This window comes from Staphylococcus sp. FSL W8-1207, from assembly GCF_038003745.1.
In the GTDB taxonomy this organism is placed as follows: domain Bacteria; phylum Bacillota; class Bacilli; order Staphylococcales; family Staphylococcaceae; genus Staphylococcus; species Staphylococcus equorum.
In genome coordinates this window covers 196,204-217,686 of sequence record NZ_JBBOPU010000001.1, presented here as the reverse complement: position 1 = coordinate 217,686, position 21,483 = coordinate 196,204, and the positions used below count along the sequence as shown (strand labels likewise).

The 21,483-nt window shown below is 33.3% G+C and carries 19 protein-coding genes; 4 read left to right on the top strand and 15 right to left on the bottom strand.

Annotated features, from left to right (window positions below; genetic code table 11):
- Window positions 1–135 precede the first annotated feature (135 nt).
- Entirely contained in the window at window positions 136–711 is a 576-nt protein-coding gene (locus NSR03_RS01000) for a peptidoglycan recognition protein family protein (RefSeq protein WP_069813302.1), read from the bottom strand.
- 224 nt (window positions 712–935) lie between these two features.
- Between NSR03_RS01000 and rsp the strand changes: the two genes are divergently transcribed.
- A complete protein-coding gene (gene rsp / locus NSR03_RS00995; RefSeq protein WP_069813304.1) occupies window positions 936–3,038 on the top strand; it encodes an AraC family transcriptional regulator Rsp in 2,103 nt (700 codons plus the stop codon).
- A gap of 156 nt (window positions 3,039–3,194) precedes the next feature.
- Window positions 3,195–3,542, top strand: coding sequence for a DUF4889 domain-containing protein (locus tag NSR03_RS00990; RefSeq protein WP_069802287.1), 348 nt, complete (start codon window positions 3,195–3,197; stop codon window positions 3,540–3,542).
- A gap of 357 nt (window positions 3,543–3,899) precedes the next feature.
- On the opposite strand, the gene NSR03_RS00985 is transcribed toward NSR03_RS00990, so the two are convergent.
- On the bottom strand, window positions 3,900–4,256 hold the full coding sequence (locus NSR03_RS00985) for a DUF3139 domain-containing protein (protein WP_021338508.1): 357 nt from the start codon (window positions 4,254–4,256) through the stop codon (window positions 3,900–3,902).
- A gap of 465 nt (window positions 4,257–4,721) precedes the next feature.
- On the opposite strand from NSR03_RS00985, the gene NSR03_RS00980 reads away from it, so the two are divergent.
- The gene (locus tag NSR03_RS00980) at window positions 4,722–5,162 is read left to right on the top strand and encodes a MarR family winged helix-turn-helix transcriptional regulator (RefSeq protein WP_002511489.1); all 441 of its coding nucleotides are present in this window, start codon (window positions 4,722–4,724) and stop codon (window positions 5,160–5,162) included.
- Window positions 5,163–5,538: 376 nt separating this feature from the next.
- Window positions 5,539–5,973 carry an Hsp20/alpha crystallin family protein gene (locus NSR03_RS00975; RefSeq protein WP_002506812.1) on the top strand — a complete coding sequence of 145 codons (435 nt, stop codon included), beginning with the start codon at window positions 5,539–5,541 and terminating at the stop codon, window positions 5,971–5,973.
- 80 nt (window positions 5,974–6,053) lie between these two features.
- Here NSR03_RS00975 and NSR03_RS00970 read toward each other — a convergent pair whose 3' ends face one another.
- From NSR03_RS00970 to NSR03_RS00910, 13 genes are all read right to left on the bottom strand, one after another.
- A complete protein-coding gene (locus tag NSR03_RS00970) occupies window positions 6,054–7,220 on the bottom strand; it encodes a nitrate/nitrite transporter (RefSeq protein WP_069813306.1) in 1,167 nt (388 codons plus the stop codon).
- A gap of 384 nt (window positions 7,221–7,604) precedes the next feature.
- Window positions 7,605–8,258: a nitrate respiration regulation response regulator NreC gene (nreC, locus tag NSR03_RS00965; protein WP_002506810.1), complete on the bottom strand. Its 654-nt coding sequence runs from the start codon at window positions 8,256–8,258 to the stop codon at window positions 7,605–7,607.
- 21 nt (window positions 8,259–8,279) lie between these two features.
- Window positions 8,280–9,314, bottom strand: coding sequence for a sensor histidine kinase (locus NSR03_RS00960; RefSeq protein WP_069820740.1), 1,035 nt, complete (start codon window positions 9,312–9,314; stop codon window positions 8,280–8,282).
- 8 nt (window positions 9,315–9,322) lie between these two features.
- Entirely contained in the window at window positions 9,323–9,775 is a 453-nt protein-coding gene (nreA, locus tag NSR03_RS00955) for a nitrate respiration regulation accessory nitrate sensor NreA (RefSeq protein ID WP_002506808.1), read from the bottom strand.
- Between the two features lie 14 nt (window positions 9,776–9,789).
- A complete protein-coding gene (gene narI, locus NSR03_RS00950; protein WP_002506807.1) occupies window positions 9,790–10,467 on the bottom strand; it encodes a respiratory nitrate reductase subunit gamma in 678 nt (225 codons plus the stop codon).
- Complete coding sequence (gene narJ, locus NSR03_RS00945) at window positions 10,460–11,035, bottom strand: nitrate reductase molybdenum cofactor assembly chaperone (RefSeq protein WP_069813310.1); 576 nt, start codon at window positions 11,033–11,035, stop codon at window positions 10,460–10,462. Before narJ ends, narI begins: the two co-directional genes overlap by 8 nt.
- Window positions 11,028–12,596 carry a nitrate reductase subunit beta gene (gene narH, locus NSR03_RS00940; RefSeq protein ID WP_069813312.1) on the bottom strand — a complete coding sequence of 523 codons (1,569 nt, stop codon included), beginning with the start codon at window positions 12,594–12,596 and terminating at the stop codon, window positions 11,028–11,030. The genes narJ and narH overlap by 8 nt, the downstream gene beginning before the upstream one ends.
- Window positions 12,586–16,269: a nitrate reductase subunit alpha gene (locus NSR03_RS00935; protein WP_069813314.1), complete on the bottom strand. Its 3,684-nt coding sequence runs from the start codon at window positions 16,267–16,269 to the stop codon at window positions 12,586–12,588. The genes narH and NSR03_RS00935 overlap by 11 nt, the downstream gene beginning before the upstream one ends.
- Before the next feature lie 276 nt (window positions 16,270–16,545).
- The gene (cobA, locus tag NSR03_RS00930; protein WP_069813316.1) at window positions 16,546–17,493 is read right to left on the bottom strand and encodes a uroporphyrinogen-III C-methyltransferase; all 948 of its coding nucleotides are present in this window, start codon (window positions 17,491–17,493) and stop codon (window positions 16,546–16,548) included.
- Window positions 17,484–17,798: a nitrite reductase (NAD(P)H) small subunit gene (locus NSR03_RS00925; RefSeq protein WP_069813318.1), complete on the bottom strand. Its 315-nt coding sequence runs from the start codon at window positions 17,796–17,798 to the stop codon at window positions 17,484–17,486. The genes cobA and NSR03_RS00925 overlap by 10 nt, the downstream gene beginning before the upstream one ends.
- Window positions 17,799–17,800: 2 nt before the next feature.
- Window positions 17,801–20,206 carry a nitrite reductase large subunit NirB gene (gene nirB / locus NSR03_RS00920; RefSeq protein ID WP_069813320.1) on the bottom strand — a complete coding sequence of 802 codons (2,406 nt, stop codon included), beginning with the start codon at window positions 20,204–20,206 and terminating at the stop codon, window positions 17,801–17,803.
- On the bottom strand, window positions 20,199–20,642 hold the full coding sequence (locus NSR03_RS00915) for a precorrin-2 dehydrogenase/sirohydrochlorin ferrochelatase family protein (RefSeq protein WP_285336418.1): 444 nt from the start codon (window positions 20,640–20,642) through the stop codon (window positions 20,199–20,201). The genes nirB and NSR03_RS00915 overlap by 8 nt, the downstream gene beginning before the upstream one ends.
- A complete protein-coding gene (locus NSR03_RS00910; protein ID WP_069820742.1) occupies window positions 20,632–21,384 on the bottom strand; it encodes a sirohydrochlorin chelatase in 753 nt (250 codons plus the stop codon). The genes NSR03_RS00915 and NSR03_RS00910 overlap by 11 nt, the downstream gene beginning before the upstream one ends.
- Window positions 21,385–21,483 lie beyond the last annotated feature (99 nt).

Genomic DNA, 21,483 nt, shown 5'->3' with positions numbered 1-21,483 from the left:
ACCTCCCATTTAAATAGAACCGGTTCCATAAATATGAATATTTTTATTGTAACCGGTTCCAATAAATTACGCAATAGCTAAATGAACTTTTACATCGCTTATTCTACGATATATATACCACTTACTAAATGATGTTCAGCCCATATTTTCGAGTTCAGAATCAACAACTTTATTATAATAGCCTTGAATTCTACTTATAAAATAATCTTTTAGTTTTAGTATAGATTCTGAATTTGTCTGTGCATCTTCAAGATGAATCTTCCATGCTCTGTCTGGGCATTCAGTTTCAAAAAATTCTTTGTGTATTCTAACGGTACTTCTGTTCACTGGTAAATTGTATTTTTTCAATAATAGTGCAGCAACCCAAAAACTAACTTCTTCATTTTTCATAAATTCTTGATCTGTAAGCACACCATCTCTTTTAGATTGGCATCGTTCTACACCTATAAAATGTGTATTGGCATAGACGTTACCACAATGCCATTCAACATATTCTGTTGGGTGAAACCAATAGCAAGTATGCTGATCTACATAAACACTTGCCCATCCTTTTTCAAGTTCATTTTTTTCGATTCTATTATTTAGCCAATCTATATAATCTTTGGCAGCATAATTCTCAGCATCATCATGAAGAACAATGCCTAATATATAAGGTTTTAAATCAGTTATTTTATTATTTGTGGTATAAAAATTGGAATAAATATGATTCATAATGAATAACCTCCTCTAAATAATACGTATATGAATTAAAAATTCGTTATTGTATAGCAAAAATTTATACGTACCTCACTTTACATTGTTCTAAATTTAATTTTTACATCTTTATAACAACATTATATTCAAAAATATTTATATTTAAAGTATTACTGTTCACAACATTTTATTATATAATGTAATTTGTTCAACAAATCATTTTTCTATTAGGAGTTGCTTTTATGATGGAAAGTACAACACTATGTATTCATGAATATTTAAGTACATACACACGACGTTGTATCGACCGAGTAATCTTGTTATTTTCTTTAAATAACCAACTTGACGTCGTGAATAATGGGAAACATGAGTCTGTTGGCAGCAATCTTATCGTTATCAATCATAGCGATTTATATCAAATAACGAATGCTGAACAACTTGTTGAATTAACAATACCTGTACAGCAATTTGCGGAAATAGATCAATCATTCTTTCATTGTTATTATAATTTCAAATTGATAAATTCTAGTGAATATATCAAGTATTTAACATTAACTATGATTGAGCAATTAAGTCGCTTAAATGATACGAAATATTCAAATATCATTGAAATTATTACCATTTTAAATAAAGAAGCTAAAATTAAACAAGATTTTATTTATGTACCTTCTATTCAATCTGAAAGTAACTTGTTAAATAAAATCACTGTATTTATTAAAGCTCACGTCACTCAGCCTATTTTTTCAAAAGATATTTCTAATTCTTTTTATATATCGGCACCGTATATCTCTATTTTGTTCAAGAAATACTTAGGCATAAGTTTTAAACTTTATATTGCTAGTTTAAAGATAGCCACCTCCTTAGCAGAATTAGTTCATAGTAAGGAGACAATCCATGCCATTTCAGAAAATATGGGATTTAACCATTATCCAAATTATACACATCAATTTAAAAACCACTTGAATATGACACCTAATGAATACAGGAAAAAGTTCATGGTATTACAGCGTATCCCTGTTAAGCTAATTAACGAAGACGTTAGTAATTATATACCCTATTTCGAATCTATTTCAGTAGAAAAGCCATTGCCATCTAATCAAGTCAACATCGAATTGGATCAATTAACCTATAAAGATATTGCAAAAACACCGACGCTTTTTATTCACATTGATGAACTGATGGATATCGTTCAATCAACTTTAAACACTAACCTCAATTTCACTGATTTATCCGAATCCTATTTAATGATTAACAATGTTAATAAGCTCGCTTTAGAAAAGTTGAATTTCACTGGCTTGATTGACTTCATTGACTCATTATTTTCAAATAATGTAGGTATCGCAATTAGGGTTAAATCTAGCCATCAATTTAAATTTATTCAAGATATCATCTTACAGTATTTAAAATATAAAAATGAGCACCATTATCAACAATCTAACTCTAATTTTATAATGCTTTTCGATGCTGAACATTTGTCATTAAAAGAAATTAACCGTTTATATATTAAAGTAAAAAATTTAAATATACGTATAAAACTAGCTATAACAGTAGAAGGTGTAATCAAACAAACACATTCCTTAAAAAGTGCATTTGATATATTACATAGATTCAATTTTGATTTTTATTTTATTGATATTGAACAAAAAGAGGTCCAATCATTGCTTAATAAGAAAAGTAATATGTTTAATCACTCAATGAGCTATTTTGACTATTATAATCAACTCATTGACTCATCTCAAATTCACACCTCTAAATTTGTATATACCAAACTCACCAAAAAGTGTTTTAAATTATATAAAGAAAATACTCCCTTAGAAACTGCCGACTTAATGTGCCATATATTAATTATGCTCAATCGCGGAAGTGGTGTAGGTTACGAATTAATGCCTAAAGATAATATGGATATTGCATTAATGAATCGTCACGGAATATGTGAGCCTTTAATATATCTATATCAAATTGTGAAACCTTTTATTGGTAAACCTTTATCAATTCATGAAAATTATATCGTTTTTAAGGATTTTCAATATATACACATCTTATTATTTAATTCATTGAAACATCGCTTTTCGCCACAAGAAGTACATAAATTTGTCCTAGGACCTCATGTATTACCTACTAAGGCAATGCTATTTATACAAACACTTAACAGAGAACATGGTTTTATTGATTACGCCCTACCACCTTTATTAAATGAAACGTATATCGAACGCACACTTTTACGTCATATAGAACAAGCAAATACGCCAAAAGCCGAGATAAAACAATTTATACGAACAGCTAATCCCCTAGAGTTTGAACTTCATTATGACGAGCTAAAGTATATACGTATCTCACCATTATAAATAGCAATCAATGTTACACTTAATGTAGTTTATCTTATAAATAAGTCTAAAATAGTACTATTTATTATAAATCGAATAAAATTACCCACTTTATAATTGCATTATTTTAGCATTTCAGATATAAAAGAAGAAACGGATATAAAGGAGATTTCAACTTTGAAAAACAAAAAAATGTTTGCAATTGTTATTAGTTCAGTAATGTTAATTGTTGCTATTGTTTTAGTCATTATGATGATGTCTAGTGGTCCAAAAGAAACTTACTATGGTTATATGGAAAACAGTACAACAGCTGAAAAAGTAATCAGCGAGAAAGATAAAAAGATAGAAAAAGATGTGAAGTTACCTTCTGAATCTGGATTTTCACCTAAGGGCGGAGATTTTGTTAAATTAGTAAAAGCTGAAGGTGACGATACTTATAGTGAAATGGAAGTTATCGATCATGACGATATGCCACATGGCTTAATGATGAAAATTCATGACATGGGTGAGATGAAAGGCATGTAATCCACAGGATTATGTAAGTGCTTAACTTCTTTACTCACATATATAAGAGCAGTTAAATTTTCTTAAATAGAGATTTACTGCTCTTTTTTTAATCTATATAGTCTCTGTAAAAAAGAAGTATTAATAAAATTAACGAACAAATATTATTTCAAAGAAACTAATCTAAAAAAGAGGCTGAGACATAATGACATGTCTTAGCCTCTTTTTTTTATATTGGCAGTGGCTGACTGAATTGAAAATGCGCTTATACCAAGCTTTTTTCAATTCTAGTCAGCTGTGCCGGGGTGGGACGACGAAATTTTATTAGAAAAATTAGATTTCTGTCCCACTCCCTTGTCTACGTTTTTATTTTCTTAGTTAGTCTTTAATTTTATAATCTTTTTTAAATGCATTATGTTTGGCACCTTTGATATCTTTATTTGTCTCCGGATCAAAACCTTGGACTACAATTCCTGTAGTCATGCTGATTGGTTGAACTACATAAGTATGTTTTGGATCATCTTTAAATTTAACTTCTTTATAAAACAAACCTTTTTTAGCACTGTACAGTGTTTCTTCAGATTTAATTTTCTCTGTCAAATTTTGATCTTCCATATAATGATCAACCAATTCTAAGTGTTTATGCCCTTGGTATGTTCTCATGGCAAAGAATAATACAATTGAAATTATAAGCGCTACAAGTAATACACCCATAATTTTAAAAAATGTCTTCATTTATAATCTCCTCTGGTTAACGCGATATCTTTCTATAGTAAAGTAAGTCATTAACTTAATATGTAAGTTATATCTTACTCAAATCATTAATATTCGCTCATTCAAATTGATAATAGTAATAGTATGACTGATTATAATACAATTATAAAGCGTTATAACTGTTTTGTAACAAAATCTCCTTATATTTCAGAGCAACCCAAACATCAAGTTAACATTTCTTAATATCATTTAATACATATAATACATAAATTCTATTTCAAGTTTAGTCGAATTGATTAAAATCCTATAATCTTTATATGAATTCAAGTAATTAAGACGTACGGAATGTTATAGTATTAAATTTTTACTTATTTAATAAGATAATAGTTAAAAAATAGTATAAAAAGCTATATCTAAAGGTGCGCAACCGTTCCTTGACAATGAATGGTGTTCATAATATGGTTAAATTTCAAAAGGGGTGATTAAATGGAGGAAAAGGACAGCTACCTAGAACAGCAACTATGCTTTCTATTTTATGTTTCTTCTAAAGAAATAATTAAGAAGTATACTTCTCATTTAAAAGAGTATGATTTAACATATACAGGTTATATTGTCTTACTCGCAATTAAGGTGGACGAAAAAATTAATATTAAGACACTTGGTGAGCGTGTCTTTTTAGATTCTGGAACACTTACACCTTTGTTAAAAAAACTTGAGAAAAAAGGTTATGTAACAAGAACTCGTGAGATTGATGACGAACGTAACTTACAAATTGCACTTACTGATAAAGGGACAAACGTGCAAGAACCGCTTTCAAAAGTTTCAAAAAAAGTTTTTAGTGAATTCGATATGGACATAGATGAAGCTATAGACTTAAAAGATACATTGCAAAAATTTGTTAATAAACATTTCTCGAAAGATATTTAAATCATATGGGGTTTGTTGAGGTTAAATGGGACAATGTGATACATACATAACATTTTTATCTTCGACTCACCTCTTTTTAATCCTACTTACTACAATACCCACTTACTTACTTTACTCCTGAAACTTATCTATCCAACGCTTGTTATAAAGCATTCTCTACATCTTAACGTTTCATTTTAAAATGTTTCAACTTTCATGCTAAAATAATGTGAATACAATGATTAATAGTTTGACTTTGATTTTCTTTGACTATTTTATTATAATGTATTTGTAAGGTAAACTAAGTGTTCACCTTAATTTTATACTTTTTATAACTTAAACTTCAATTCCATTCGATTAAATATAATAATTAAACTACGCTGAGGAGAGATGTAGCATGACTTTTGAAAATAAAAATTTTAACAATCCGTTTATCGATGTAAATCCAGGTGATTTATTCAGAGATTTTGGAAAACAAATTTTCGAACAATTTCCTGGCAATGAGAGTATTAAATCAGATATTAAAGAATTAGACAACGCCTATATCGTTGAAGCTGAACTTCCAGGTATTAAAAAAGAAAATATTAGTTTAGAATTTGAAAATAATTTGCTAACGATTGAAGGTAAGCAAATTGTCGAAGTTCAAGATGAAAACGACACTAAACGTGCAGTACACCAAGAACGTAACCATAGTGATTTGAGCCGCCAATTCCCATTTGAAAATGTTGATGATAGTAGTATCAAAGCTTCTTATGAAAATGGCCTACTCACTGTAACGTTGCCTAAAAAAGAGCAAAAAGAACAACCGAAATCAAACATCAAAATAGACTAAACATTCATAGATAATAAATAGCGCTACATTTCCAATTTATGGTAATGTAGCGCTATTTGTTTTCTTATTTTTTTCTATATTTAAGAAATCAGTCTCAAATTGTCTTTTTTTACGATATGTAGCATGGTAATGATGCCTATAACACCAAAGAATGCTAAAAATATAAATGCTAAATGGCTTGTACCAGTCATCATTGTGACATAAGATATGACAATTGGAGGGAAGAAACCACCAAGTCCGCCCATCATTGAAACAATACCATTCGCTGCTCCTGATTCTTTGGCAAAATAGAATGGAACGAGTTTGAACACGAGACCATTACCAGTACCTGCACATATACTAATAAGTAAACAACCGATTGTAAACAATAATATATGACTTGAAAACCCTAAAATAATTGCACCTATAATCATAAATACAAAATCTATCATTAATAAAATAACTGCATTAAATTTATCTCCTAAAATCCCACCTAATGGCCTTAAAAAAGTGGCTAACGCGATAAAGATACCAGATCTAATACCAGCATCTACTTCACTAATACCAAAGTTTTGAACTAAAAAATTCGGTAAAAATAATCCAAACGCTACAAAAGCACCAAATGTAATAAAATACCATAATGATAAATAATAAAGCTTAAGATCTTTCATTAATTTTTTAGACTGCTTAACGAGTGGCACCTTTATTTTTTTCTCATTCGCATCACCCAGAAGAAACATTAAAATTGCAAATAAAACAATAACAATCAAATAGCCTCTAACTGTCGTTTGCCATCCAATCATATCTGCAATAACTGGAGCTAAAAATGAAGAAATTGCAGTACCAATGTTCCCCATACCATATATTCCATTAGCAAGTCCTACTCTTTCTTTAGGAAAATATTTAGAAATTGATGTGACACCGACTGAGAAAATTGCGCCCCCAACACCTAAGAAGAAACCAGAAGCCATTAACATGCCCGGCGTTTGGGCTTGACTTAAAAAGTAAATAGGAAATAATAGAATAATAAAGCTACAGAAAAACACCCATTTAGCACCAATAATATTAGTTAAATATCCAAATGGCACTCTTAAAATAGAACCCAATATAACGGGTATTGCTAAAATAATTGAAAGTTGATTCCCCGTGATATTAATATCTTGGGAGATAAAAGGCATTAATGGAGATATAATACTCCATGCCATAAATCCAACTACAAGACTTAGCGTTTGTAAGCTAAGTTGGAAACCACCACTTGCTTTGTTCATTCATTTCACCTTCATTTTCATCTATTTAATTTCAATGATTAAATAGCCAGTATTTCGCAGTTACTCTACAATTAAAAAATATGCATATTATTTAATATTTATGAAAGTTAAAACTGGTGTAATATAAGCGAATTGAAAATTGCTTTTTGTTTACAAAATACTAGCTACACTTTCATTTTATGTTTATTGTGAAAAAATTAACATAAGGATTATCCCTTAAGTTAATGTGTGGTTTCCCCTATATTCATCAACCATTATTATTACTTTATATTTTGGTTTCACAGCACAGTAAATAAATCTTTTATAAAAAAAGTTAGCACGAAAAAATGACTGAATAGAACAATCATTTTTCGCGCTAACACTATATTGATGAATCTATGTGATTTAAAAGTCGACTAGTTTTTTCTTCATTGCATATTCAACTAATTCAGGTTTTGTTTTTAAGTCTAGTTTTTGCATGATATGTGTTTTATGTGCTTCCACCGTTTTGACAGAGACGAATAACTTTTGAGCGATGTCTTTATTGCCATATCCTTTTGCAATTAATGGCAAAATCTCGATTTCTCTTTTAGATAAAATTTTAAATGGATCATTACTCGCTTGAGTATCTTGAAACGAATTGTTAACGAATTCGTTTACTAGCGATGTTGTGAGTTTCATATCTACGTAAGTTTCACCTTGGTAAACGGTTCTTATAGCCAATAAAAGCTGTTCATCTGGAGCATTTTTTAAAATGTAGCCTTTTGCGCCATTCCTTAATACATGAAATAAATATTCCTCATCGTCAAACATCGTTAATATCAATATCTTTGTTTCTGGAAAACTCTCAGATATCTTACTTGTTGCAATAAGCCCTGATTCACCCGGTGGCATGCTTAAATCCATAATTAAAACATCTGGCTTGTATTCCATTACTTTCTGGTACGCTTCTACACCATCAGCTGCCGTCCCAACGACTTCCATATCTTCTTGATAGTTTAAAATCATAGAAAATCCTGTGCGCACAACAGCATGATCATCTGCTATCACTATTCTCAAAATTAATTTCTCCTTATTCCCTTATATTGGAACTTCTAATGTAACGATAGTACCTCTATCAATCTGTGTATCTATACTTACTTCTGCATTAACGAGTTCTGCGCGTTCATTCATACCATAAAGTCTTAATCCGGTACCTTGTGGTTGATCTGTTTTAATAAAGCCTTTGCCTCTATCTATAATTTCTGCAATTAATTTATAGTCGTTTACATGTAAATCAATATCAACAGTATCTACACCAGCATATTTTATTGCGTTAAACAATGCCTCTTGAACAACACGATATACGACTGTTTCAATCTCACTATCAAAGCGATGTGAAGCTAGATTAGAGTGATATTCTATGCGTATGCCATAATTGGCTTCAACTTGTTTGAAATAGGTTTTAAATGCTGCATCTAAACCTAGATCATCCAAAGATGACGGCCGCAATTCAACAGATAAATTACGAATATCATCTATCAATTTGGACATTAATCCTTCTATTCGCTTAGAATTATCTACCAAAGTTTGCATTTCTCTATGGTATTTTAGCAGCCTTAATTCCACATCGATGTTTAACATTTCTTGTACGAGACTGTCATGCAATTCACGTGATATTCTTTTTCTTTCATTTTCTTGTGCAGATATCGTTTTTTGCATCATTTTTCGCTGATACATCTTGTCATGACGCTCTATTTGAGGTGAAACATTTTGTAATGTAAATGCTTTAATATCTTTTGTTTCATCAATAGTTTGATATGTCGCTGTAAAAGGTTCAACTGTACCACGCGTCGTTTTCATAAATACTTGAAAACTTGTATTTCCAACTGAATCAGCTTCTAAAAAGCAATTTGTACATGATTGTAAATCATATTCATTTGTATACCCATCACAGCGACTACATATCGTATTAGTCATTTCTTGGTAGTCATTATCCGGTGAAATAATATCATGCGCTGCTTTATTCATCGCTATCACTTGACCATATTTATCAACAAATACTATTTTTTCACTTGTATTATTAAAATATTGAACTAACAATTGGTCTATACTTTCCACTTGATTCGTTTTCATAAAATCACCTAGTCTTCTTCATTAAAAACACCCAATTTATTTACGATTGAAATAGAGTGACATGTTTGAGGTAGTGGCCTATTATTTCTTTGACCTAATAATAGCACACCATAAACGTGATTTTCATACCATAATGGTATTGCCATCACTGCTGTTAGCCGTTCACATAATATTATTGGATATTTGTGTTTTTCGCTCGGTAAGAGAAATTGATTGATATCTTCTATCACCATTCGCTTACCTGTTTTCATCACATTTCCTGCAATCCCTTTACCTATTCTAAGCACAATAAGTTTATAGCGAGAATTGGTACTTCCAGATACATAATTCCATTTTATCGGTGACAATTGGTTTTCATCTTTGTAAAATGCCAATCCTGCAAAATCAAAACCTTCTTCAATACGTAGCGTGTCTAAAACGGCTTGATAATTCACTTGTTCATTAAAAGATAATAGGCTCAATCTTTCGCCTCCATTCACACTTTATGCTTTCGATAAATAATGTAACTACGGCTCACATAAGTTAGTGGTACACTCCACACATGAACTAATCTAGTAAACGGCCAAAAAGCCATAATCACAAATCCTAGAAGTATATGCATCTTAAACGCGAGTGGTACATGCGTCATTAATGTAGCATCAGGTGAAAACATAAATAGTTGTCTAAACCATATTGAAATTGTCTCTCTATAATCAAATGTTGGTATCGTTGCATTTGTTACTAAAGTAGCATAGCAGCCCATAAAAACAATAATTAGAAGTAAAAAATTCACAATAATATCTGAGGCAGAACTCAATTTTCTAATGTTCTTTTTAGTTACACGGCGTGCGGTTAGCAACAACATACCTATCATAGTTATTATACCAAATATACTCCCAATATACACTGCTCCTATATGATACAAGTGATCATTAACACCGACTGCTGATAACCAAGATGCAGGTATAACTAAGCCTACAAAATGCCCCATAGCTACGGGAATTATGCCTAAATGGAACATGAGACTGCCCCATTTCAATTGTTTCTTTTCAATAAATTCACTAGATTTAGCAGTCCATGAAAATTTATCAAATTTATATCGTGCGATGTGCCCAATTAAAAAAATAGCTACGCAAAGATAAGGTACAATCACCCATAGAAATTGATTAAACATTTGTCTTCACCTCTGATACAGGTTCGATGCACGCTTTCAAAGTAGCTCTTAATCCTTTGATTAAGTAATAATATGGGCTATCTTTTTCTTTTAATTGTTGTGCCATCGCATAAGTACCATCTTCAATAATCATGATGATAAATTCAATATTTCCTTGTGCGCGTGAATCATTTTGCCATTGTGCGACATATAAAAACTCTAGCATTAAAGGTAAATAATCTGGCAATTCATTGGCTGCCATTTCCAATCCAAACATCTCATATAATACTTTTAATTTAGCGAGTAACTGTCCACGTTCCTTTTGTGTATCAAATTTATTATAAGTCATATAAAGTGGTGCCTTTTTATTAAAATCAAATGTGTCTGAATACAATTGTTTAATTTCTAACAGGCTGAGTTCATGCATCTTTTCACGATAAATTAATAAATCATCAAACGCTGGATGTCCCAAATCAATAACTTCTTCAAATGTTTTCGGATGAAATGTCAATTTTTCAGGAAATTCCAACTGTTGAGCTAAGTAACCAAAAGTTTCTTGATAATAAAAATACTGCGTTAGATTAATCACGGAAAATCCCTCCATAGAAATTTTCGTTGTATATTTCTTGTCCTGATTTTTCAGATGCTGTACCCACAGGAACACCACATCCTTCACAATTAGAACCGAAGTATTCTCCACCATAACCTTGACTACCTTGAGCACGATACGTATCTATATAGTCTTCTTTATGAGATGTTGGTATTACAAAGCGATCCTCATATTTCGCTATAGCTAACAAACGATACATATCTTTTGTTTGGCGTTCAGTTAATCCAAGTCTTGACAATTTATCAGTATCAAATGGTTTGTTTGTCACTTCTGCACGCATATAACTTCTCATAATTGCCATACGTTGTAATGCTATTTTAATTGATTCTGTATCTCCAGCAGTAAATAAATTCGCTAAATATTGAATTGGTAATCTCATTTCTTCAATTGCTGGGAATATCATATCAGGATTTCTATTTGCATCTGTTGCCGTTTGCCCTTCAAAATAACTCATGATTGGACTCAATGGTGGACAATACCAAACCATTGGCATAGTGCGATATTCAGGATGCAATGGAAACGCAAGTTTATATTCAATAGCGAGTTTGTAAACTGGTGAATTTTGAGCTGCCTCAATCCATTCCATTGAAACACCATCTTTTTGTGCTTGTTCAATCACTGATTCATCATATGGATTTAAGAATAAATCGAGTTGTTTTTCATATAAATCTTGTTCGTTTTCTGCACTAGCCGCTTCTTCAACTCTGTCGGCATCGTATAATAAAACACCTAAATATCTCATACGACCAGTACAAGTTTCAGAACATACTGTAGGCGTGCCTGCTTCAATACGTGGGAAACAAAATGTACACTTCTCTGCTTTATTGGTTTTCCAGTTAAAATAAACTTTTTTATAAGGGCAACCTGTCATACAATATCTCCAACCACGACAAGCCTCTTGATCGACTAGCACAATACCATCTTCGTCTCGTTTATACATTGCACCAGAAGGACATGAAGCAACACAACTCGGGTTCAAACAATGCTCGCATAATCTTGGTAGATACATCATAAAGGTTTCATCGAATTTAAATTTAATATCTTCTTCAATACGTTGAATATTAGGGTCTTCTGGTCCAGTAACGTGCCCCCCTGCTAAATCATCTTCCCAGTTAGGTCCCCAATTCAAATCTAATTTCTCACCTGATATTAGAGAATGTGCTTTAGCGACTGGCGAATGATTACCTGCTTTAGCTGTCGTAAGGTGGTCATAATTATACGTCCACGGCTCATAGTAATCTTTAATCACTGGCATATCAGGATTATAAAATATTTTCCCTAATGCTATTTTGGACCATTTACTACCAGATTTAAGTTCTAGTTTTCCTTTTTTATTTAAGTACCATCCACCTTTATACTGTTCTTGGTCTTCCCATCTTTTGGGGTAGCCAATACCTGGCTTAGTTTCTACATTGTTAAACCACATATATTCAGCTCCGGGTCGGTTTGTCCATGTACTCTTACAAGTGACACTACAAGTATGACAACCTATACATTTATCTAAGTTTAATACCATTGCGATCTGTGCTTTAATCTTCAAGCCAGTCAACCTCCTTCAGTTTTCTAACAGCTACATAAACATCTCTTTGATTTCCAATAGGACCATAATAATTAAAGTGATAACTGATTTGTGCATAACCACCTACAAGTTGTGTTGGCTTTAAATGTATTCGTGTTGGTGCATTATGAGAACCACCTCTTGTTTCTGTAATTTCAGAACCTGGGGTTTCAATATGCTTATCTTGAGCGTGATACATAAACATCGTTCCTCTTGGCATACGGTGTGACACAACTGCTCGGGCAGTTACTACTCCGTTTCTGTTGTAGACTTCTAACCATTGATTGTCTGCAATATCATGTGCTTTTGCATCCTCTTTTGAAATCCAAACCGTTGGACCACCTCTAAACAGTATCAACATATGTTGGTTGTCTTGATAAGTAGAATGGATATTCCATTTACCATGTGGGGTTAAGTAGCGTAATACGAGTGTTTGATCATCCATCGTGACATGCTTATCCCTTGTCCCAAATACCATTGGTGGTAAAGTTGGTTTATAGACAGGTAAGTTTTCTCCAAATTGTTGGAATATTTCATGATCAATATAATAACTTTGACGTCCTGTTAATGTTCTAAACGGTACTAAACGTTCAATATTTGTTGTAAAAGGTGAATAACGCTGTCCATTTTTATTTGAACCAGGGAACACTGCAGTTGGAATAACTTCTCTTGGTTGGGCCGTCATATTTAAAAACGTTATTTTTTCTGATGCACGTTCACTAGAAATATCTTTTAATGGCATGCCTGTTTGTTGTTCTAAATCTTCATAAGATTTTTGTGATAATTTGCCATTTGTAGCTGAAGACAAATTCAATACAGCATCTGCTGCACGTCTTGCAGTATCTATTCTAGGTCTACCGTTTCTCACTGAATCTTCTTTGTCATCATTCCAAGTACCGACCATATGTTTCAGCTCTTCATATTGTTCTGACACTGTAAAACTCACACCATGAGCACCCACTTTAGCTTTTTCTAATAAAGGCCCTAGTGTGACATATTTATCAAATATTTTTGTATAATCTCTATCAACAACTGTGAAGCTTGGCATTGTCTTACCAGGAATGGCTTCTACTTCACCTTTAGTCCAGTCCTTTACAATACCGTTCACATTCGATATTTCTTGTTGCGTATCATGAGCTAAAGGTGTAGTTACGACATCTTTGTATACGCCTGTAAGGTGTTTTTTCGCAGTTTCTGACACTTCTTTACTTAACGATTTGAAAATATCCCAATCTGAACGTGATTCCCATAAAGGATCGATTGCCGGATTAAATGGATGTACAAAAGGATGCATATCCGTAGATGATAAGTCATGCTTCTCATACCATGTCGCTGCTGGCAAGACAATGTCTGAGTAAAGTGGTGTCGAAGTCATTCTAAAATCTAGTGACACAAGTAAATCTAGCTTACCTTCAGTGTCATCTCTCCATTGAATCTCTTCTGGTTTCACTTCTTCATTCGGTTCTGCCAATAGTCCAGACTTTGCTCCGAGTAAATGTTTCATAAAATACTCTTGCCCTTTCGCAGAACTAGATATTAAATTAGAACGCCAGAGGAATAACGTTTTCGGATGATTCTTTTTCAAATCAGGATCTTCAATCGCAAACTCTGTATCTCTCGATTTCACAGAATCTACTGCACGTTTTAAAATCGCTTCATTATTAAATTCATTTGCCTCTCTTGCTGCTTCACCAAATGACAAACTATTTTTATTAAATTGTGGATACGAAGGCAACCAACCTAATCTGGCTGCTAGCACATTATAATCTGCTGGATGTTGGTGCTTAATATTCTCAGCTAATGGGGATTTTATACTATCCACATTAGATTCTTCATATTTCCACTGATCTGTCGCAAAATAGAACCAACTCGTGCCATTTTGTAATCTTGGTGGTCCTTGCCAATCTTTGGCGAATGCAAGTGTATTCCACCCTTCAATGGGTCTACATTTTTCTTGGCCAACATAATGCGCCCATCCGCCACCATTCACACCCTGACAGCCACATAGTAATACTAAATTCAAGATAGAACGGTATATCGTATCTGAGTTAAACCAATGGTTAATACCTGCACCCATAATGATCATCGATTTACCCTTTGTATCAATTGCATTTTGCGCAAATTCACGTGCCACTTGCGTAACCACATCTTGTTTCACACCTGTCACTTTTTCTTGCCATGCAGGTGTATAATATGAATTTGCATCTTTATAGTCCTTCGCTTCTAATTCATGATTAAATCTTTTTATGCCATATTGACTTGTCATTAAATCATAAACTGTCGTTATATATTGTTCTTCTCCATTTGCTAGAGTAATTTTTTTAACCGCAATTGGTCGTTCAAAAATACCATTGCCCTCATTATTGAAATATGGAAATTGTATTTTTTCTAATTCAAAATGATCTTCTGCAAGACTCAGTGCCGGGTCAATTTTACTACCGTCTTCATTTTCTAATTTTAAATTCCATTGTTTATCTTTTTCCCAACGTTGTCCCATTGTGCCATTTGGAACCGTTAAGTCTTGAGTTATTTTATCAAAAATGACAGGCTTCCATTCACTATGCTCTACTGTTTCGCCTAAGTCATTTGCTCTTAAGAAACGACCTGCTTTAAAACCATTTTCATCTTTATCTAACATGATAATAAATGGCATATCCGTATATTGTTTTGAATAATTTATAAAATGCGCATTGGGTTGATTAACGTAATGTTCTTGTAGTATGACATGCGTCATCGCTTGCGCAAGTGCTGCATCAGAACCAGGATGTGGTGCTAACCAATTGTCTGCAAATTTCACATTCTCTGCATAATCAGGTGCAATTGACACCACTTTCGTTCCTTTATATCGAACTTCAGTCATAAAGTGTGCGTCTGGGGTACGAGTCATCGGTACATTAGAACCCCACATCATAATGTAAGATGCGTTATACCAATCACTTGATTCAGGCACGTCGGTTTGTTCACCCCAAATTTGAGGTGAAGCAGGTGGTAAATCTGCATACCAATCATAAAAACTCAGCATTTCTCCACCAAGTAAACTCACAAATCGTGCACCAGAAGCATAACTCAACATAGACATAGCAGGTATCGGGGTAAAACCAGCTATTCTATCTGGACCAAATTTTTTGATAGTATAAATAATTTGAGCAGATATGAGTTTCCCTACGTCTTTCCAATTCGTTCTCACTAATCCACCTTTGCCTCGTGCTTGTTTATATAATTTTGCTTTTTCCTCATCTTCTACGATAGATGCCCAAGCTTCTATCGTATTATTATCATGAGTTTCTAGGGCTTCTACCCAAAGTTCCCACAACTTTTTACGGATATATGGATAACGAATTCTTAAAGGACTATATTCATACCAAGAAAATGAAGCACCACGTGGGCAACCTCTAGGTTCAAATTCAGGCATATCAGGCCCACAACTTGGATAGTCTGTTTGTTGATTTTCCCATGTAATCACACCATTTTTAACAAATACTTTCCATGAGCAAGAACCTGTGCAATTCACACCATGAGTCGTTCTAACTACTTTGTCATGACTCCATCTTTCTCGATACATTTTCTCCCATTCCCGACTCTTACTTTCTAAGACCGACCAGTCACCATTAAATTTTTCTGTCGGCTTAAAAAAGCTTAATCCAAATTTTTTCATTGAAAACACCCTCTCAGATCATTGCCAGTAAAATTTTAAAAGTAGGATTCTATGGTTCACTTCATTCACTGCTTAACTAAATTGTACATTTTTTCACAAATTTCAAATATTAGGGAATCACCTAATAAGCAGTGGAAATACCCTTAGTTTTTAAGTGCACACTCATGAGCAAAAGTAATTTAATGTCCTATAAATATAAAAAAGACGATCTCTATTCACTACAATAGAAATCATCTTTTTATTCTTTGGGGTTATCAATTATCTTCTGAAATCATCTTATTTTATATCCTTAGAGTGAATTTTCTCATCAAAATGTCGCATTAATTGTTGTTCTATAAACAACTGTTGGCTGTGATGAAGCTCATGCTTTTCATCAGGGTTAATTAAGCACCATCCACCGTTTTCATAGATATCAAATGCTTGCTCAATTGCCTGTAAACGGGGTCCAGAAATTAAATATTTCTTACTAGCACATTTTTTTAAGGTGCTTTTAATATTTTCATAAGCTGCTATATCTCCTACAATCACTATGCCTGGTGATATTTGTTCTAAATCATCAGAAACCTGCTCCGCAATTGTAGTTACCGTACCTATAATATGTTTTTCATTAAAAGAAGAAACATTAAATATGAGCAATACTGGATAATCTACTTGTGTAGTCTGATATATTTCATTCATAATTTCACTCAACCGCTTCACACCCATATAAATAGCTAACGTGCCCCCATTTATAAGTGCTGTAACATCAACTTGCTGCTGACTATTTTTATTCAGATGCCCTGTCGTAAAAGTGACACTATGGGCGACATTACGAATTGTTAATCCTAAACCTACTGAGGCTACAGCAGCACTCGCTGTTGTAATACCTGGTACAACTTCAAAATCAATTCCGGCTTGTGACAATGTAACAACCTCTTCATGGACTCTACCAAAAATTGCAGGATCCCCACCCTTTAATCTAACAACACATCTATGGTGCTTTGCAGCTGAAATTAATTTTTCATTTATGACTTGTTGTTGTATATGCTTACGGTATGCTTCCTTACCCACATTTATTATTTCAATTTCTGGTCTTACTAATTGTAAAATGAATGGATTGACTAATCTGTCATACAATATGATATCTGCACTTCGAATAAGGCGTTCGGCCTTTCTTGTTAATAATTCAGGCTGCCCAGGTCCAGCACCTACGAGATATACCTTGCCATAAGTGTTTAGTGGCATATATATACAGCTCCATTATGAATTTCTACATCGTAAACATCCACACATCCAGTATCTGGTGACTGAACGAGTCCCGTTTTCAAATCTATTTTTTGATCATGCAAAGGACAATATACAAATTCACCGCTTACCGTACCTTCTGAAAGTGGTCCTTGTTTATGAGGACATACATTATGAACTGCGTGTATTTCACCTGATTCTGTTAAAAATAAACCAATTTCGATATAGTTTATGATTACCTTTTTGCCAACTAAAGGAACAAGCTCATCGACCGTTGCTACTTTTATTTTTTCTAATGCTTTCATAATTAAACTTTCTCCACTTCAAATATTTTTTGTGCTACTTCATTATTTATAATGTGTGACCATGGTTCAGCTTCTATAGCTTTTTTCGCTTCCATAATACGATTGAACAAATCGTCTTGTCTTTCTTGATTTAATAAAACTGCTTTAACGTTTTCAAAACCTAATCGCTGTATCCACGGTGCAGTACGTTCTGCATAAATACCAGTCTCTCTATAATATTGCATCATCGCACCACATAATTTAATAACCTCATCTTCTGTTTTGACGGTAGTTAAATGTATACCCTCTGTTACGTCCGTACCGCCATTGCCCCCAATATAAATTTGAAAGCCATTTTCAACGCTGATAACACCAAAGTCTTTAACACCAGATTCTACACAGCTTCTTGGACAACCAGAGACACCCATTTTAAACTTATGTGGCGTGTCGATGTATTCGAATGTTTTTTCTAAACGAATACCTAATTGCGTAGTATATTGCGTACCAAATCGGCAAAATTCCTTACCTACACAACTTTTAACTGAGCGTGTCTTTTTCGCATATGCTGGAGCTGAACGCATACCTAAATCAGACCATATTTGTGGTAGTAATTCTTTTTTAACACCATACAATCCTATACGTTGAGAACCTGTCACTTTCACTAATGGCACATCATATTTTTTAGCAACTTCTCCTAACCGAATTAACTGATCTGCATTCGTAACACCACCGCGCATTTGGGGAATCACAGAAAATGTACCGTCATTTTGAATATTGGCATGATAGCGTTCATTTGCAAAACGTGACTCAATTTCATCATTATGCTCAAATGGATAAACCATATTCAAATAATAATTAATAGCTGGTCTACACTTTGGACAACCCGACTTATCATTAAAATTGAGTGCATAGCGTACTTCCTTAGACGTTTTCAATCCTTTTGCTCTTATCTGAGTAACAATTTGATCACGCGTGAGCTCAGTACATGCACATATACCAGATGGTTTAGAAGCAACAAAATCATCACCTAATGTATACTCTAAAATCTGACCAATTTGCCCTTTACACTTACCACATGAATTGCCAGCTTTTGTTTCTTTTGTGACTGCTTCTACACTAGTAAGACCATGCTCATTAATTGCACTCACAATCTTTCCTTTGCTGACACCATTGCATCCACAAACTGTCTCATCATCTGACATGTCGACAATACTTATTTCACTCGTTTCTCCGCCTTTATGCATAAGTGAAACCATCGTGTAATCCTCTAATGGTTCTTGTTTTTTCATCATATTAAAAAATCTTGGACCATCATCAATATCTCCATATAAGACTGCTCCAACAATGCTGTCATCTTTTAAAAACACTTTCTTATAATGTTTATTAACACTGTCAAAAACCTCTACACCTTGGATATCTATATCTTCTTTAATTTGACCAGCACTATATAAATCACAACCCGAAACTTTTAAAGAAGTAAATGTTGTGGAACCTCGATAGCCTTCTGTTTCTCGACCGGTTAAATGGTCTGCCAATACTTTACCCTGCTCATATAATGGTGCAACTAATCCATATACTTTACCATTGTGTTCTGCACATTCACCAACTGCAAAAATAGCTTCATCGCTCGTTTGCATATAATCATTAACGACAATGCCTCTATTCACTTTTAAGCCACTTGACTGCGCAACTTGTGTATACGGTCGAATACCAACTGCCATGACCACTAAATCTGCTTCTAATGTTGTACCATCCGCTAACAAAACACCGGTAACATCTTCTTGTCCAAGTATTTCTTGTGTACTTGCCTGCAATTTAAAGTGCATTCCTTGTGCTTCTAAATCTGCTTTCAACATATCTGCAGCCTTTTTATCTAATTGCATTTCCATAAGCCATTCAGCAAGATGTACCACAGTAACTTCCATACCTTGATCCATTAATCCACGTGCACATTCTAATCCCAGCAAACCACCGCCGATTACGATAGCACGCTGCTTTGTTTTAGCAATTTCAATCATACGCTCAGTGTCTTCAATCGTTCTCCAACCTATTACACTCGATAAAGATGCACCTGGTATAGGTAATACAAAGGCACTCGAACCAGTAGCAAATATACAAATATCATAATTACATCTAAGGCCATCAGCTGTAATCACTTGTTTAAGTTCTCGATTAACCTCTACTACTGGATCATTTGTAATAAGCTGAATATCATTGTCTTTATACCACTCAAATGGATTCATAATGGTCTCATCCACTGTCATCTTTTTCTGCAATATATTTGATAACATAATTCGATTGTAATTTGGATATGGTTCCTTACCTATAATCGTTATGTTATATTGCTGTGCATCACGTTCTAATATTTCTTCAATCGTGCGTATGCCCGCCATGCCATTACCAATCATTACTAACTGCTTTTTAGACATTGTCTTCCGCCTCATACTCTTCATTTAAAAATGCTTGTACCGCTTTTGATAGTTGTTTCACTCCGCTACGATTTGTACCATTTGATCTAAAATGAATACTTATGTCTTTGTATTTTATTTCGCACATGTTGTAAAAATCAGATTGCGCTTTATCACCTATATGGTTAACAAGTTGATAACGCTTAGCATCTTGCTTAATTAGATGATTAACACCTTCGTCATCTGTTGCAGCAAAAATAATATCCGCATATTTAATATCTTCGCTGTCATAACACTTCGTAAACAACTTTATTTTAGGATATTCAATTTCAAAAAATTCCGGTAAAAATTTTTTGCTTATAATAACTAGCGACTGTATGTCTTCCTTAATAAGCTGTTGTACTTTTCTGTACGCAACTTTACCTGCGCCAATCACTACAACACGTTTATCTGACAAGTTGAGTTGAATTGGATACACTTTCAAACACCTCTAATTGTTTAATTCTTTCTGTAATCATCGTTGAGAGCAAAGGGTCAAAATTAATAGCTGCTGCATAATGTATATTACAACTATCATTCATTTGTGCTATATGACGTTTTGCTTTATTCACCAAAAAGCCGTCATAGAAAAATATGGGTACAATCAATATGTCTGTATTATTTTTTAAATAGTGCAGTAAGTTAAAGCGATAATTGTAGTCACCATATAATGTCATCATAGAAATAGGTATTTCAAACACGTCACAGTCTTGAGTTAACTGCCATAAAGCAATATCAGGATGACGATAACATTCGCTGCCATGAGCCATTAAAATAATGTGCTGTATTTTAGGATGACTTTTAATTTTAAATAAAATTTTCTGTTTAACTAGCGTTGTCATTAATTGATGTGTGCCAAGTGGCTCAGCAATTTTATATTTAATATGTGGATATTTATTCTCATAAAGTTTTAAGATCATAGGAATATCTTCTAAATAATGCTTTGCTGGAAAAAGTAAAAGTGGAATGATATTAAAACTTTTAGTACCCTGTTGAATACGTGTGTCTAGTACTTGTTCAAGACTTTGATTTTTACTTTCTAAGAAAGCAATATGATAATCACGTACGTTACGACTTACCAATTGCTCCAAAAAATGATGAAGTACTTCATTTTGTTTCCCTTTATTCATGCCATGAACAACAAGTATAAAATCAGTCATATGATCCCCCCTTTTCTTTACACTTGCATTGTAATATAAATTCAGTTGCTTTTGTGAATTAAATCACATGATAGTTTAAAAATAGGTAATCCCCTTATT